Below are 15,000 nucleotides of genomic sequence, written 5' to 3'. Positions count from 1 at the left end.
CCCGGTGGATGTTGCGGGAGTGAAGACTCATTTCAAGGAAGCCCTTATATGTTCAAAAACATGTCCATCGGCCAGAAACTGAGTGCCGGATTTGCCATCCTGGCCTTGTTGGTACTGGGCTTGGCCTGGTTTTCAATCAGCCAGCTGGCAAAGCTCTATGGTGATACCGAAACCATCACGGGTAATTTACTGCCTTCTACTCGTCTGGCGAGCCAGATGCATGTTGCCGTGCTGGATGCGCGTCGTTCAGAGTTGGCCCAGGTCATCGGTGGCCTGAACAAGGATGAGCAAGAGGTAAGCGATCGCACCCTGACCTTCAATAAGGCCAAGCAGGAATTTGAGCAAGCAGCCCAAAAATATGGTGCTTTACCTTTCACTACTGGTGAAGAGAAGCAGGTTTATGAGCAGGTGGTTGCGGCGGGGGCCAAGTATTTTTCGGTACATGACCAGCTGTTAAATGCCTTTGCTGCTGGCGATCTGGATAAAGTCAGAAGTCTGCGCAAAAACGAGACTCGTGCCGCATTGGAAGAGGTTGGTGCCAAGTCTTATCGTTTGCGGGAGATCAATAACGAGATTGCCGATGAGATGGTGAAAGACATTGCGGCCATGTATAGCAATGCCAGAACCATGAGCATTATTGTCAGCCTGGTGACGCTGGCTTTTGTGGTGGTGATTGCCTGGCTGTTGACCGCCCAGATCCGCAATCCGGTGATGGCCCTGCTGGAGCAGACCCGCCGTGTCTCCTCCGGTGATCTTACCTCCCGCATCGATATGCAACAGTTCAACAATGATGAACTGGGGACTCTTGCCAAAGGGTTTGGCGAGATGCAGACCAATTTGCGTACCCTGGTCAGTGAAGTCTCGGGCTCAGTGGTGCAACTGAGTTCGGCCACCGAAGAGATGAGCTCGGTAGCAAGGCAGTCAGCGGCCAACATGAGTGCCCAGCAGCATGAACTTAATCAGCTGGCAACCGCGATGAACGAGATGCAGGCTACGGTTCAGGAGGTTTCTCGCAACACCAGCGATGCCGCCAGTGCCGCCACCTCGGCCAGCGAAACAGCAGAGATTGGGGCCAAGACTGTTAATGACTCTATTTTGCGCATCGAGCGGGTGGCGGGGGCCATCGAGAGCACTGCAGTGGTGATCCGCCAACTGGGCGATGATAGCCGCAATATCGGCATGGTGCTGGAGGTGATCCGCGGCATTGCCGAACAGACCAACCTGCTGGCATTGAACGCGGCGATTGAAGCGGCCCGGGCCGGTGAGCAGGGACGGGGTTTTGCGGTGGTGGCTGATGAGGTGCGTACTCTGGCCAAACGAACCCAGGACTCCACCTCCCAGATCAATACCATCATTGCCGAGTTGCAGCAGCGTGCCGAACAGGCGGGCAGTACCATGCAACAGAGTCAGGAGCTGATGAACACCACGGTAGCTACCGCGCGGGAAGCGGGCGAGTCTATCTCCCAGATCAGTGGCTCGGTCAGCAGCATCTCCCACATGAACATCCAGATTGCAACGGCCACCGAAGAGCAGGGCGCGGTGAGCGAGGAGCTCAACCGTAACGTGGTCAATATCAGTCATGCTTCCGAAGAGGTGGCCGCCGGTGCCACCCAGATGGCTCAGGCGTGCAACGAGTTGAACCACCTGGCTACCCAACTGCAGGATATGGTGCGCCGTTTCAGGGTGTAATCCATCGGCGAGTCAAACAGCCTGATTACCGCGAGGTGATCGGGCTTTTCTGTTTTGGAGGGGCAGCCAGAGAGGCTCACTGCAAGTGGATGACTTGTCCCGCCGGACGATATTGTGCATGCTGATGGCCCATTTTCCAGGCAGGACTCTTGCTGTATGAATCTTCGCGATCTCGAATATCTGGTGGCGCTGGATGAGGAAAAACATTTTCGCAAAGCCGCTGAACGCTGCTTTGTCAGTCAACCCACCCTGAGCGGCCAGCTGCGCAAGCTGGAAGATGAACTCGGGGTCATTCTGATCGAACGTACCTCGCGCAAGGTGCTGTTTACTCCGGCTGGCGATGCCATGGCCCATCAGGCGCGTCGGGTGCTCAAGGAGGTGCGCGAGCTCAAGAGCATCGGTCAGCACTTCTCCGAGCCGATGTCAGGGGAGATCCATATCGGTTTTATTCCGACCGTGGGCCCCTACCTGTTGCCCCGCATTATCCAGACCCTGCGTGAGCGTTTTCCCCAGCTGGAGTTCTATCTCTATGAGGAGCAGACCCAAACCCTGCTCAAACGGCTGGAAGAGGGGGAGCTGGATTGCGTCATTCTGGCCGAGATGCCTGGGATGGAGGGGTTTGGTTCAATCCAGCTCTATCATGAGCCGATGTGGTTGGCGGTGCCTTGCCATCACCCCGAAGCACAGGCCAGACAAGTGCCACTCGGCAATCTCAAGGGCAAGAAATTGCTGATGCTGGCCGATGGCCACTGTTTGCGGGATCAGGCGATGGGCTTCTGTTTCGCTGGCGGGATAGGTGAGGATCAACGCTTCAAGGGGACTAGTCTCGAGACGCTGCGCAACATGGTGGCCGCCGGTAGCGGCATGACCCTGGTGCCAAAGCTGGCCGTACCCGCCGATCATGATGAGGGAGGGGTGAGCTATCGTCCTGTGGTTGACCCTGTGCCGGGTCGTACCATCTCGCTGCTCTATCGCCACTACTCGGTACGTCGCCCCTGTTTCAACGAGCTGGCCGCCTCGATCTCCACGCTGATGAGCAAGCAGTTGGCCCAATAAAAAAACCGGCAGCCAAGGCTGCCGGTTTTGTTGCTGCCGCGAGAGCAGCTTAGAAGATATCGTCGGTAGAGACAGGCCCTTCCACATCGGGGTTGTCGCCACCGTAGACCTGATTGCCGTCCGAACTGGGCGCGGCGTAACGGGTCGGCTCGGTCCCTTCCTTGAAGTATTCGTCGGTTCCGCCACTGGTCGCCAGCAGTCCGGTTTCGCTGTCAATCTTCACCGTCATGATCCCTTCGGGAACCGGCATCTTGTGCTCCGGCTGCTTTTTGAGGGCGACTTTCATGAAGTCGATCCAGATAGGCTGTGCAGCGCCACCACCAAACTCGGCACGGCCAAGGCCACGCTGGTGGTTGTCAAAACCGATCCAGGAAGTAGCTACGATGTCCGGGGTATAGCCGGAGAACCAGGCATCCCGCGATTCGTTGGTGGTACCGGTTTTGCCGGAGATATCGTGACGTTTCAGGTCACGGGCTGCACGCCAGCCGGTACCACGCCAGCCGTTGCCACCCCAGATGGCTGTGCTCAAGGTGTCGGTGATCAGGAACGCGCTCTGGGCACTGATGGTATGCGGGGCGATGGTTGGCGCGAGAGGGGTCTGCGTGCCATCTTGTGCTGCGCCATCAACAGTTGGCTCCGGCAGTGTGCTCTGCTCGGACGCCGTCTGCTGTTCGCAATTGTTGCAGGCAATGGCAGGATTGGCCTGATAGAGGGTGTTCTCCAGGCTGTCGGTGACTTTGTCGATGAAGTATGGGGTCACCAGGAAGCCACCGTTGGCCAGTACCGAGTAACCACGCACCACCTCGAGGGGGGTAAATTCGGCTGCGCCCAGCGCCAGTGACTCATGGGGCGAGATGAAGTCGCGGGGGAAGCCAAAGCGTGTCAGACCGTCGATATAGGTATCCAGACCGATGGCGCGCATCAGTCGAACCGACATCACGTTCTTGGACTTGGCCAAACCCAGACGCAGCGGGGTGGGGCCATCATAAACGGCCGGGGAGTTCTTGGGCTGCCACATGGGCCCTTTTGACGGATCCCACTGGTTGATTGGCGCATCGTTGATGAGCGACGCCAGGGTATAGCCGTGCTCCAGCGCGGTCGCATAGAGGAAAGGCTTGATATTTGAACCGATCTGGCGACGCGCCTGATCGACCCGGTTGAATTTGGATAGTTCGAAGCTGAAGCCGCCAACTACTGCTTCCAGCGCGCCATTTTTCGGGTTCATGGCAACCAGCGCGGCGTTGACGTCCGGGATTTGGGCCAGCAGCAACTCTTCGCCCTCTTCCCGCACCCAGATCTGGGCGCCGACTTTCAGTACATCGCGTGCCGATTTCGGGGCATAGCTTTGGCGGTCGTCGGTAATAAAGGAGCGAGCCCATTTAATGCCGTTCCAGCCCAGCTCTGCTTCCTTGCCATTTTTAAGTACCAGTGTGGCGCTACGGTCACCGAGCTTGGTAACTACGGCCGCCATCAGCGGATCATAAGTGGGTTGCTTGCCAAGGTGGGCCACGATCTGCTCGTAATCCCAAGCCGTTTCGCCTGCCTTCCACAACTGGGCCGTCGGGCCACGATAGCCGTGACGCATATCGTAGGCAAAGACGCCATCCAGCAGAGCCTGTCTGGCGGCCCTTTGGCGTTCGGCAGAGACGGTAGTGTAGACGTGCAGGCCCATGGTGTAGGCATCTTCACCAAACTGCTCTACCATCTTCTGGCGTACCATTTCACCCAGATAGGGAGCGTGCAGGGTCACTTCGGCGCCGTGAAAACGGGCCTTGATCGGCATTTTGGACGCTTCGTCAAACTGGGCCTGGGTGATCTTGCCGGTCTCCAGCATCCGACCAAGCACAACGTTGCGGCGCGCAAAGGCGCGCTCGGGGGATCGGATGGGGTTGAGCATGGAGGGGGCTTTGGGCAGACCTGCAATGATGGCGATCTCGTCCAGCCCCAGATCCTTGACCTCTTTACCAAAATAAACCTGAGCCGCAGCACCGATCCCGAAGGAGCGATAACCGAGAGGGATCTTGTTGAGGTACAGTTCGAGGATCTCGTCTTTTGAGAGATTCTGCTCGATCCGCCAGGCCAGGAAGACCTCCTTTATCTTGCGGATGATGGTTTTCTCATTGCTCAGGAAGAAGTTGCGTGCAACCTGCTGGGTAATGGTGCTGGCACCCTGACGGGCATGACCTGATACGGCCCAGACGGAGGCGGCGCGAATGATGCCGATGGGGTCAATGCCGGGGTGCTCGTAGAAGCGGGCATCTTCGGTTGCCAGTACGGCATCGATTATTGGTTGGGGGATTTCATCCAAGCGCAACGGAATGCGACGGATTTCACCATATTGGGCGATCAATTCCCCATCTCGGCTGTAGACCCTCATCGGGGTTGCCAGTTTGACATCACGCAGTGCGGTGACATCGGGCAGTTGGGGTTTGATATAGAAGTAGATACCGATGAGGCTGGCAACACCCAGCACAGCACCCAGCATCATGACAATAAACAGGCGAACGAGCCATTTCAGCATGGAAGAACTACCAATCGTCTTAAATTTAGCCAACGGGCGCAGAGTATAGCCCTTTTGCCATCTGGAATTCGAGGTTTTCCTGTGGCAAGTCACCCATCGACAGGATGCGAGAGGTTAGCACTACAGTGAGCAATAACCAAGGTGCCTCCCTTTATCTCAAGAAAGCGAGGTGGGTCACTTTTCGGTATAAACTTTATGACATTGATAGTTAGAGCATTTAGGATGGATCAAGCTCTCATCTGATTAGAGTGTCCTACACTCAATTCAGGTATAAAACCCAATAACGCATGGATGTGTATATGTTTGGGCTATTTAATAAGGGATCCCTCCTCCCCCTGGTGGGCATTGATTTCGGTAGCCAGACCATCAAGGCCGTTACCCTCACTGGTCGTCCCGGCAAGCTTCATATTGAATCTGTTGCCGAGGTCGCCACCCCGAAAGGTACGCTGGTTGATTACCAGCTACAGGATATCGAGCGGGTCAGCCCATCTTTGAAAACCCTCAAGCGCCTTATCTCTGGCCACAGCGATTATGCCGCGACAGCGGTGACTGGTTCCAATGTGATCACCAAGGTCATCCAGATTGATGCTCGCCTTGGTGACAAGGAGCTGGAGAGTCAGGTGCAGCTGGAGGCCGAACAGATCATTCCCTTTCCCCTCGATGAAGTCAGCCTCGATTTTGAGGTGCTGGACACCAGCGCCAGTGAAGATCGTCAGGATGTCCTGTTGAGCGCAGCCCGTACTGAGAGCGTCAATGGCCGGGTCAGCGCTCTCGCTGAGGCTGGCATTGCCGTCAAGGTAGTGGATGTGGGAGCCCATGCCTTGGGGCGGGCCGTTGTGGCCTGTTTGCCCGAGTTGCAGGAGAGTGAGCGACCGATCGGGGTGATCGACATCGGTGCCAGTGCCATGACCTTCGCGGCGCTGGTCAAGGGAGAGGTGATCTACTCCCGCTTGCAAAACTTCGGCGGCGATCAGTACAGCCAGGCGCTCTCCTCCTTTTATGGCATGACGCTGGATGAGGCTGAGCAGGCTAAAACCAAAGGTACCTTGCCTGTTGACCATGAGCTGGATGTGCTGATGCCCCACATCAACTCGCTGCTGCAGCAAGTGCGGCGCAATATCCAGCTGTTTTGCAGTTCATCCGGTTATCGCGACATCGCAAAACTGGTGCTGACGGGGGGAGGCAGTCTGCTACCCGGTTTGTTGGTACAGGTAAAAGAAGAGGTCAATTGCGAGGTGTTGCACCCGGATCTGTTCGCCCTGTTTGGCAAACCGAAAGGAGAGGCCGAGCTGGTACATGGCGCTAAATATATGACGGCATTCGGGTTGGCTCTGAGGAGTTTTACACCATGTCAAATATAAACCTTCTCCCCTGGCGCGAGGCTCGTGCTCAGCGGCAAAAGAAACAGTTTGGTGCCCTGCTCGGGCTTTTCGTGTTGGTCACTGTCGCACTGAGCCTCTTTGCCAACTGGCTGGTCGAGCGTCAGATTGCCGCCCAGCAGCAGCGTAATCAGCGTCTGGTTCAGGAGATGACCATCCTGGATGCACAACTGGGAGAAATCCGCCTGCTTAAAGAACGTCGCAAGGAGCTGATCGATCGGATGCAACTCATCGAACATCTCCAAATGCGTCGAAATGTGCCCGTTCGTCTTTTCAACCAGTTGCCCTCTCTGGTACCCAATGGGGTTTACCTCAATACCCTCTCGTTGCAGAACAATATTATCGATGTCAACGGCAAGACAGAAGCTTATGGTCGAGTTGCCAGCATGATGCGTCGAATCGATGGTTCCGGCTGGCTGGGACAGTCGAAAATAAGCACCATTTTTGCAGCGGAGGTCGCGCCGGTATCGTTGAGTCAATTCTCGATGATGTTCCTGATTGCCAATAATACCGCGGCTGCCGGGGATATGGCCAAGGAGAGCAAATGAACCTTCAGCAACTCAACGAGCTTGATCTGAATGACATCGCGAGCTGGCCAAAATGGGCGAAAGCTGTCTTTATCCTGCTGTGCTGTGTGTTGACTGGTGGCGCTATTTATTACTACGTGATTGCCAATTCCTTAGGCAATCTGACCAAAGAGAGCGCCAGAGAGACGGAGCTTAAAGGCCAGTTTGAAAGCAAGGCGATGCTGGCAGCCAATTTGGGCGCCTACAAGGCACAAATGATCCAGCTCGAGCAACTGGTCGATACCCAGCTCAAGCAGTTGCCCAATACCCATGAGGTCGCCGGTTTGCTGGACGATATCAGTTTTATTGCCACCGATAATGGCTTGAAACTCAATCGCATCAACTGGGAACCTGAGGTCAAGCACGAGTTTTCTACCGAATTGCCCATGCGGATCGAGGTAGTAGGTAATTATCATCAGATCGGCAAGTTTACGGCAGATATGGCAGCCCTGCCTCGTATCGTCATACTCGACTCCTTTACCTTGAGTCAGAGCAAGGATGAGGGAGACCTGATTGCTATGTCGATGCTGGCCAAAACCTACAAGTACAACGGTAAAACAGTGGAGCAGAAACAATGAGACGCATCTGCTGGTTGTTACCTGCCCTCTTGCTGACGGCCTGTGGTGGTCAGGAGGAGATGGATTCCTATATTGCCGAAACAAAGGCAAGACCCCCTGTACCTATTGAACCCTTACCCCAGTTGAAGCCGTTTTCCCCCATGCACTATCAACAACGCGATCTGCGTAGTCCCTTCATGATGCCGCAACCAGAAGCAAGTGTCGGGCGCGCGAATAGTGCCCAGGTGAAGCCTGATTGCGCACAGGTTATGATGGACAGAGAAAAAGAGGTATTGGAAAACTACTCTCTCGCCAGCTTGTCAATGCACGGCTCCTTGGGAAAGGCCGGGCAGTTGTGGGCCCTGATCAGCACACCTGATGGAAAATCAATACGGGTCGGGCTCAACCAGTATATGGGGCTCGATCAGGGTAGAGTCATCAAGATTACTCCTACGGCAGTGGATTTACTGGAAACCATTCCGGACGGGAAGGGGTGCTGGGTAACAAGAGAAACCCAGTTGGCGATGGCCAATATGCAAGAAAAACAATAATCAGGGACGAACAGCAATGAGAACAACCATAGACAGTGTAACAAAAGTGGCTTTGCTGTTTTGCGCCAGTGCCTTTGGTCAGGCGTGGGCAGTGGCAACCTTGCAAGAGATAAAAGTTAATCCATTGCTGGCAGACCAGTTGCAACTGGAGCTCAGCTTCAGCGAGCCTGTGAGTGGCTTTACCGATCGTCTCTCCTATAAACCTAACCAGCTCCTGCTGCATGTCCCCGGTGCTGTGGGTGCACTCAAGGTGAACCCGCTGCCTATTCAGCGTCAGGGAGTAGACAACATCAAGGTGGAAGGGAAGGGAGCTGGCCTTGATATCAAGATTGCTCTCGATCAGCTGGCTCCCTATCAGGTGCAGCAACAGGGTAACAAATTGCTGGTTTCCCTTGGTGAAGGGACCTCATCAGCTCTGATTAATGGCGAAAGCGCCCTGATTGCACCAGCCGCAACGGCTTCCTCAGCCATGGTGGCCACTCCAGCTCCTTCGGCACTGCTCAATTCTCAGGTTGTTGCCAAGTCAATGCCTGTTGCACCGGTAACCCCTCCTGTTGCGACGCCTGCTGCCAGCAAACCACTGCTCGGCAGCTATCAAAACAGTGGCAGTGGAGCCTATTTCAACTCGGTGACCGGGGTGGATTTTCGTCGTGGCAAGGATGGTCAGGGGGAGTTTCTGGTCACACTTGACAACAGCTCGGCTGCCGTCGATGTGAGCAGCCGCGGTCAAACTGTGCTGGCCAAGTTTCATGGTACTCGCGTGCCTGATGGTTTGCTTAATCTGATCAATGTGCAGGATTTTGCGACACCGGTCTCTCAGGTTGAGGTGTCCCGGCAGGGCAACGATACCCTGTTTGAGCTGTCGGTTAATGGCCAGTTTGATTACCGTTACGATCAGGCTGATAAACTGTTCATTATCGAAGTGAAAAAACGCACGGCGGCATCTGCGTCTTCAAAGCAGTATCAGGGCAAGCCCATCTCATTGAACTTCCAGGATATCCCGGTTAGAACCGTGTTGCAGCTTATCGCTGACTTCAACAACCTCAATCTGGTTACTACCGATTCTGTGGCAGGCAATCTGACACTACGTCTGGATGGCGTGCCCTGGGAGCAGGCGCTCGACATCATTTTAAAAGTGCGCGGTCTGGATAAGCGGCTTGATAACAACATCCTGCTGGTTGCTCCGGCTGAAGAGATTGCGGCACGGGAGAAACAGCAGCTGGAGAGCCGGAATCAGGTGGCTGATTTGGCCCAGTTATATACCGAATATATGCAGATCAACTATGCAAAAGCATCCGAAGTGGCTGCTCTGCTCTCATCCGAGAGTACCAAGTTGCTATCGCCACGTGGCGCGGTGAGTGTGGATGAACGGACCAACGTGCTGGTTGTGAAGGATACGGCTGAGGTTATCAGCAGTATCAAGCGGATGCTGGATATTCTGGATATCCCGGTCAAGCAGGTGGTGATCGAAGCGCGTATGGTGACCATCGATGACGGTTTCGATGAAGCGCTCGGGGTACGTTGGGGAGTGACCAAGAACGATGGTCACGGCAACAGCACTTCAGGCTCTATTGAAGGGAATGATTCGTCCGGTAATAACGACGGTAGTTCAACGATTACCAGACCCTCGGTCGATAATCGGATGAACGTCAATCTGCCGGTGACCAATGCTGCCGGTACCTTGGCATTCCAGGTTGCCCGTCTGGCCGATGGAACCCTGCTTGACCTTGAATTGTCTGCGCTGGAAAAAGAGAGCAAGGCCGAGATTATCGCCAGTCCGCGGGTGACCACTGCGAACCAGAAACCGGCGTTGATCGAACAGGGTACCGAGATCCCCTATGTGGAGTCCTCTTCCAGTGGTGCAACCTCGGTCACCTTCAAGAAGGCGGTACTGAGCTTGAAAGTCACGCCGCAGATCACCCCTGACAACCGGGTGATCCTCGACCTGACCGTGACCCAGGATACCAAGGGCGAAACCGTACCGACCGGTACCGGTGATGCAGTCTCCATCAACGCCCAGTCCATCACGACGCAGGTACTGGTTAACAATGGCGAGACACTGGTGCTGGGCGGCATCTATCAGCAGACTATCAAAAGCGATGTGACCAAGGTGCCCTTGCTGGGTGATATCCCCGGATTGGGCGCCCTGTTCCGCAAGACCACCAGCGAGAACAAAAAGCGTGAACTGCTTATTTTCGTGACCCCCAAGATAGTCACCGACGCCTTCTGAAGGCTTTACATGTGAAGGTAAAACACATATAACCTTACGCCCCAATGAGGCTGGGGCGTAAGGGCTGCGGTTGCCAGTCCCGATATCTATTGAGATAATCCCCCTCCTGATCCATCGCAAGATAAGGTTCATAGGTACCCCGATCCAGTATTTATCGGGGTCGTACAGTTTGTAATTACTAACGAAAAAACATGGCTGAGAAACGCAATATTTTCCTGATAGGTCCCATGGGTGCGGGCAAGAGCACCATAGGTAGACATCTGGCAGAACAACTGCATATGGAGTTTTTCGACTCAGATCATGAGATTGAGCGCCGCAGTGGTGCTGATATCGGCTGGGTGTTTGATGTTGAAGGCGAAGAGGGTTTCCGTATTCGCGAAGAGAAGGTGATCAGCGAATTGTCTGAGCAGCAGGGTATCGTGCTGGCAACCGGTGGTGGAGCCATCAAGAGCCGGGAAACCCGCAACAAGTTGTCTGCTCGTGGCATCGTGGTCTACCTCGAAACCACCATTGAAAAGCAGTTGGCGCGTACACAGCGAGACAAACGCCGTCCTCTGCTACAGACTGAAGAGCCGCCGCGTGAGGTGCTGGAACGTCTGGCACAAGAGCGCAACGCCCTGTATGAAGAAGTGGCTGACTTTGTTATCCAGACAGATGATCAAAGCGCAAAGATCGTTGCCAATCAGATTGTGAAGCTGATCGGTATGTAATCAAGAGGACGTCCATGGAACGGTTGAAGGTTGAACTGGGTGAGCGCAGCTATCCCATCGAGATAGCTGCCGGTTTGCTACAGCACCCCGAGGTGCTGGCAGCAAGCATCAAGGGCAGGCGGGTGATGATAGTGACCAATACGGTCGTCGCCCCGCTCTATCTTGAGAAAGTGACTTCCCTGCTGGCGGATTTTCAGGTGGAACACCTTGTTCTGCCCGACGGCGAGGCGTACAAGAACCTGGCGACCTTTGAGCAGATCATGTCTGCTCTGCTTGAAACCAACCATGGGCGCGATACGACACTGATCGCTCTGGGGGGCGGCGTGATCGGGGATGTGGTGGGCTTTGCGGCAGCAAGCTATCAACGTGGCATTCCTTTTATCCAGATCCCGACCACTCTGCTCTCCCAGGTTGACTCCTCTGTTGGCGGTAAAACCGCGGTCAACCACCTCCTCGGCAAGAACATGATTGGGGCTTTTTATCAGCCCAAACAAGTTGTTATCGATACCGAATGTCTGAGTACCTTGCCAGCCCGCGAATTTGCCGCAGGGATGGCCGAGGTGATCAAGTACGGCATCATTTGGGATGCTGATTTCTTCAGCTGGCTGGAGCAGAACATGGTGCGTCTGCAACAGCTGGAACCTGCCGCGCTGGCCTACGCCATCAAACGCTGCTGCGAGATCAAAGCCGATGTGGTCGGTCAGGATGAGACCGAGCACGGCGTCCGTGCGCTGCTCAATCTGGGCCACACCTTTGGTCATGCCATCGAGGCCGAGCAGGGGTATGGCAACTGGCTGCATGGTGAAGCGGTATCCGCCGGCACCATGCTGGCAGCCTGGACTGCGCAGGCCCGTGGCGATATGAGCGAAGCGGACGTCGCGCGAGTGCGCGCCCTGCTGCTGGCCGCCAATCTGCCCATTCATGCGCCTGCCGAGATGGATTTCGCCGCCTTTATTCGCCATATGCGCCGTGACAAGAAGGTGCTTGAAGGCAAGCTGCGTCTGGTGTTGCCGGTTGGCATCGGCCATGCGCAGGTGGTGGGGGATGTGTCCGATGCCGAGTTGCTGGCGGTGATCGAGTCTGGTCGTGACGAATAAACTGCTAAAACTTCCTTCCCAGCGGCAGCTGGTTGACCGGCTGCTGCATCTGATTGAATTCAATCACCCTTTCATTTTTCTCTCCGGTAAACCCGGTTGTGGTCGCGGTACCCTGTGCGAATCCCTGCTCGGCGTGTTGCCGGAAAAAGTGCGGGTGGTGAGCCTGATCGGCACGCCTGCCATGAAGATGGTGGATGTGCGTCAACTGTTGCTGCCCCAGGTGGTGGCACGTCCCCTATTCAACCCGCAGGATGCCCTTGCTGATAGTTTCTTTCGCATGCTGGAAGGGGGCAAGCCTGCCACCCTGTTGCTGCTGATAGAGCGGGCCGACCTGTTACCGGCTGAACTGCTGGGAGAGTTGTGGACCATCAGCCGTCACAACGATACCCTGGCGGCGCCCCATCAGCTGGCCATTATCGTCTCGGGCAGTGACGTCTGGTGTCGTACCCAACGGCCGCAGCTCAAAGGGCGAGCCATGCCAGCCCTTGAGCTGGAAGTGCCGCCACTGAGCCCGCCGGAGCAGCGCATCTTCTTGTATGAAAAAGCCAAAGAGCTCAAGATCCCGGCGGCTCTCCTGCCCAAGCTGCAAGTGGAAGAGATCCTGAAAACGGCGAATGGACATCCGGCCACCATCATGCAGTCACTGGAGGATATCATGACCGACAGAAGGCCCAAGAAGCGTCAGGCGGAGTTGCCTGTCAAGAAGATTGCCACCGCTATCGCGTTGGTCGCTGGCGGGCTGCTGGCGTTGAGCTACCTGCTGCCTGCGCTGTTTGACAATGAAAGCAAACCGGCGCTGCAGGATCCTGCGCAGAACACGGCATTGCCGATCCCGGTAGCGGGAGGCGATCCCCTCACCGCTGGCGGTTCGAATACAGATTCCGCTGCACAAGGCGCGCAAAACAGCGATGCAGCCAGCAATCCAAACGGGGTTGTGAAAGATTGGCAGCCGGAGGCGAAAGTGCTGCCCAAATCGGTGGAGAGCGAAACTGTGACCACCGAATCAACCAATTACGAAGGGCGTCGGGTGGTGATCTCTGACGAGGTCGTGCAAAAGCTGATGACCGAACCCAAGGTGAGCGGCGCACTGCCTACTGACGTGGTGGACGAGCTGACCGGCAAGAACCCGAGTGGCACAGCCCCCAGTGGTGCAATCGCAACCACGGCGCCAGCCAGTACCGCCAAAGCACTGAATCCGGTGACAACCGCAACGCCTGCGGCCACCACCAAAACAGCCAGCAACGAGCCGGTTGCCGCGCCTGCACCCAAGGTGGTCCTGACACCGGTCGCCACCTTGAACAAGAAGCCGCGCAATCACTACAGCGTTCAGCTGATGGGGGCGAGCAACACCAAGGCGGTGGATCAATTTGTCGCCGAGCATGGTCTGGCGGGCAAGGTATGGGTCTATCAAACCAAATTCCGTGGCAGCCCCTGGTACGTGGTGCTGCAAGGGGATTATGCCGGTCTGACCCAGGCCAAGAGTGCCATTCGCAAGCTTCCGCCAGCCTTGCTGAAAGGTCAGCCCTGGCCCAAGTCGTTTGCACAGGTACAAAAAGAGCTGAAGCAATAGCCTTGATACCGGATAAGGGGGTAGAATCGTCCCCCTTTTTGGGTCTTGCCTTCTTACACACCGGATTTCCATGAAAAAAACACGCGCTTTTTTAAAATGGGCCGGGGGAAAATACTCCCTGGTTGAAGAGATTGCCGAGCGCCTGCCGGCCGGGCGTGTGTTGCTGGAGCCCTTCGTCGGGGCCGGGTCTGTGTTTCTCAACACCGACTACGACGCGTATGTGCTCAACGACATCAATCCGGATCTGATCTGCCTGTACAACCACCTCAAGCTGACGCCGGACAGTTTCATTGCCGAGGCGCGCAAGCTGTTTGTGGCAGAGCACAACCACAAGGCGGCCTATTACCGGCTGCGTACCCAGTTCAATCAGACCGAGACCACCTTCGAGCGGGCACTCTTGTTCCTGTTCCTCAACCGTCACGGTTTCAACGGACTGTGCCGCTACAACAAGAAGGGCGGCTTCAACGTGCCGTTCGGTTCCTACAAGAAACCCTATTTCCCGGAAAAAGAGCTGTGGGCCTTTGCCGAAAAGGCGCAGAAGGCGACCTTTATCTGCGAGAGCTACGCCGATGCCATCAAGCGTGCCGAAGAGGATTGGGTTATCTACTGTGATCCACCCTATGCGCCGCTCTCCACTACGGCGAGCTTCACCACCTATGCCTCCGGTGGGTTTACCCTGGATGATCAGGCGATCCTGGCGCGATTGGCCCGCCACACAGCTGCTCACAAAGGGGTGCCGGTGCTGATCAGCAACCATGATATCGAGCTGACTCGTGAGCTTTATCGCGGTGCCCGCCTCGACGAAATCCTGGTCAAGCGCACCATCAGTCGCAACGGCGGCACCCGCAACAAGGTGGCCGAGTTGCTGGCGCTCTATCCCCCCGGAATCGAACCTGAGCAGGGCTACTATCCCAGCGACAGTGAACTGCTGCCACTGACGTAACAGACCATGCGGCGCCCAAGGGCGCCGTTTTTTATGGGCGAGTCCGCGCCCGTGCCGATGCCCCAAAACCCGGGTGGCTGGGAGAGGGGAGGCGATTGCCCCCATTTACCCCGCATTCGAGTCGTTTTCGC

12 protein-coding genes are annotated in these 15,000 nt (G+C 55.9%); 11 read left to right on the top strand and 1 reads right to left on the bottom strand.

Features of this window, described 5'->3' with window-relative positions; all coding sequences use genetic code 11:
- The first annotated feature begins 48 nt into the window (after positions 1-48).
- Positions 49-1,689: a methyl-accepting chemotaxis protein gene (locus G5533_RS07275; protein ID WP_216953054.1), complete on the top strand. Its 1,641-nt coding sequence runs from the start codon at positions 49-51 to the stop codon at positions 1,687-1,689.
- Positions 1,690-1,845: 156 nt separating this feature from the next.
- Entirely contained in the window at positions 1,846-2,745 is a 900-nt protein-coding gene (gene oxyR, locus G5533_RS07270; protein WP_257687017.1) for a DNA-binding transcriptional regulator OxyR, read from the top strand.
- Between the two features lie 49 nt (positions 2,746-2,794).
- On the opposite strand, the gene G5533_RS07265 is transcribed toward oxyR, so the two are convergent.
- Positions 2,795-5,266, bottom strand: coding sequence for a penicillin-binding protein 1A (locus tag G5533_RS07265; RefSeq protein WP_421255650.1), 2,472 nt, complete (start codon positions 5,264-5,266; stop codon positions 2,795-2,797).
- A gap of 299 nt (positions 5,267-5,565) precedes the next feature.
- Here G5533_RS07265 and tapM point away from each other — a divergent pair, with 299 nt between their 5' ends.
- The 9 genes from tapM to G5533_RS07220 all read left to right on the top strand — a co-directional run bounded on the left by tapM (position 5,566) and on the right by G5533_RS07220 (position 14,869).
- Positions 5,566-6,627 (top strand): PilM family type IVa pilus assembly protein TapM, encoded by a 1,062-nt coding sequence (tapM, locus tag G5533_RS07260; protein WP_323137627.1) that lies wholly within the window; start codon positions 5,566-5,568, stop codon positions 6,625-6,627.
- Positions 6,615-7,193 carry a PilN family type IV pilus biogenesis protein TapN gene (tapN, locus tag G5533_RS07255; RefSeq protein WP_216953058.1) on the top strand — a complete coding sequence of 193 codons (579 nt, stop codon included), beginning with the start codon at positions 6,615-6,617 and terminating at the stop codon, positions 7,191-7,193. Before tapM ends, tapN begins: the two co-directional genes overlap by 13 nt.
- Positions 7,190-7,789 carry a PilO family type IV pilus biogenesis protein TapO gene (gene tapO, locus G5533_RS07250; protein WP_216953059.1) on the top strand — a complete coding sequence of 200 codons (600 nt, stop codon included), beginning with the start codon at positions 7,190-7,192 and terminating at the stop codon, positions 7,787-7,789. Before tapN ends, tapO begins: the two co-directional genes overlap by 4 nt.
- Complete coding sequence (locus tag G5533_RS07245) at positions 7,786-8,319, top strand: pilus assembly protein PilP (RefSeq protein WP_216953060.1); 534 nt, start codon at positions 7,786-7,788, stop codon at positions 8,317-8,319. The genes tapO and G5533_RS07245 overlap by 4 nt, the downstream gene beginning before the upstream one ends.
- A gap of 16 nt (positions 8,320-8,335) precedes the next feature.
- Complete coding sequence (locus G5533_RS07240; RefSeq protein ID WP_421255651.1) at positions 8,336-10,549, top strand: type IV pilus secretin PilQ; 2,214 nt, start codon at positions 8,336-8,338, stop codon at positions 10,547-10,549.
- 191 nt (positions 10,550-10,740) lie between these two features.
- Entirely contained in the window at positions 10,741-11,259 is a 519-nt protein-coding gene (aroK, locus tag G5533_RS07235; protein ID WP_005347909.1) for a shikimate kinase AroK, read from the top strand.
- A 14-nt stretch (positions 11,260-11,273) separates the two neighbouring features.
- The gene (aroB, locus tag G5533_RS07230) at positions 11,274-12,356 is read left to right on the top strand and encodes a 3-dehydroquinate synthase (RefSeq protein WP_421208787.1); all 1,083 of its coding nucleotides are present in this window, start codon (positions 11,274-11,276) and stop codon (positions 12,354-12,356) included.
- Entirely contained in the window at positions 12,346-13,926 is a 1,581-nt protein-coding gene (locus G5533_RS07225) for an SPOR domain-containing protein (RefSeq protein WP_421255652.1), read from the top strand. The genes aroB and G5533_RS07225 overlap by 11 nt, the downstream gene beginning before the upstream one ends.
- 70 nt (positions 13,927-13,996) lie before the next feature.
- Positions 13,997-14,869, top strand: a complete 873-nt coding sequence (locus G5533_RS07220) for a Dam family site-specific DNA-(adenine-N6)-methyltransferase (RefSeq protein WP_005335008.1) — start codon at positions 13,997-13,999, stop codon at positions 14,867-14,869.
- Positions 14,870-15,000: the final 131 nt, after the last annotated feature.

The sequence above is a fragment of the Aeromonas sp. A600620 genome, assembly GCF_029479985.1.
Classification (GTDB): Bacteria; Pseudomonadota; Gammaproteobacteria; order Enterobacterales; family Aeromonadaceae; genus Aeromonas; species Aeromonas veronii_A.
The sequence above is the reverse complement of the archived record's forward strand: the minus strand, read 5'-3'. Positions and strand labels throughout refer to the sequence as shown.

Bases quoted from the DNA above. Each gene is read 5' to 3' on its own strand.
- tapN (WP_216953058.1), top strand. From the start codon at position 6,615: ATGTCAAATATAAACCTTCTCCCCTGGCGCGAGGCTCGTGCTCAGCGG.
- G5533_RS07275 (WP_216953054.1), top strand. From the start codon at position 49: ATGTTCAAAAACATGTCCATCGGCCAGAAACTGAGTGCCGGATTTGCC.
- aroB (WP_421208787.1), top strand. From the start codon at position 11,274: ATGGAACGGTTGAAGGTTGAACTGGGTGAGCGCAGCTATCCCATCGAG.
- G5533_RS07265 (WP_421255650.1), bottom strand. From the start codon at position 5,266: ATGCTGAAATGGCTCGTTCGCCTGTTTATTGTCATGATGCTGGGTGCT.
- G5533_RS07220 (WP_005335008.1), top strand. From the start codon at position 13,997: ATGAAAAAAACACGCGCTTTTTTAAAATGGGCCGGGGGAAAATACTCC.
- tapM (WP_323137627.1), top strand. From the start codon at position 5,566: ATGTTTGGGCTATTTAATAAGGGATCCCTCCTCCCCCTGGTGGGCATT.
- G5533_RS07245 (WP_216953060.1), top strand. From the start codon at position 7,786: ATGAGACGCATCTGCTGGTTGTTACCTGCCCTCTTGCTGACGGCCTGT.
- G5533_RS07240 (WP_421255651.1), top strand. From the start codon at position 8,336: ATGAGAACAACCATAGACAGTGTAACAAAAGTGGCTTTGCTGTTTTGC.
- aroK (WP_005347909.1), top strand. From the start codon at position 10,741: ATGGCTGAGAAACGCAATATTTTCCTGATAGGTCCCATGGGTGCGGGC.
- tapO (WP_216953059.1), top strand. From the start codon at position 7,190: ATGAACCTTCAGCAACTCAACGAGCTTGATCTGAATGACATCGCGAGC.
- oxyR (WP_257687017.1), top strand. From the start codon at position 1,846: ATGAATCTTCGCGATCTCGAATATCTGGTGGCGCTGGATGAGGAAAAA.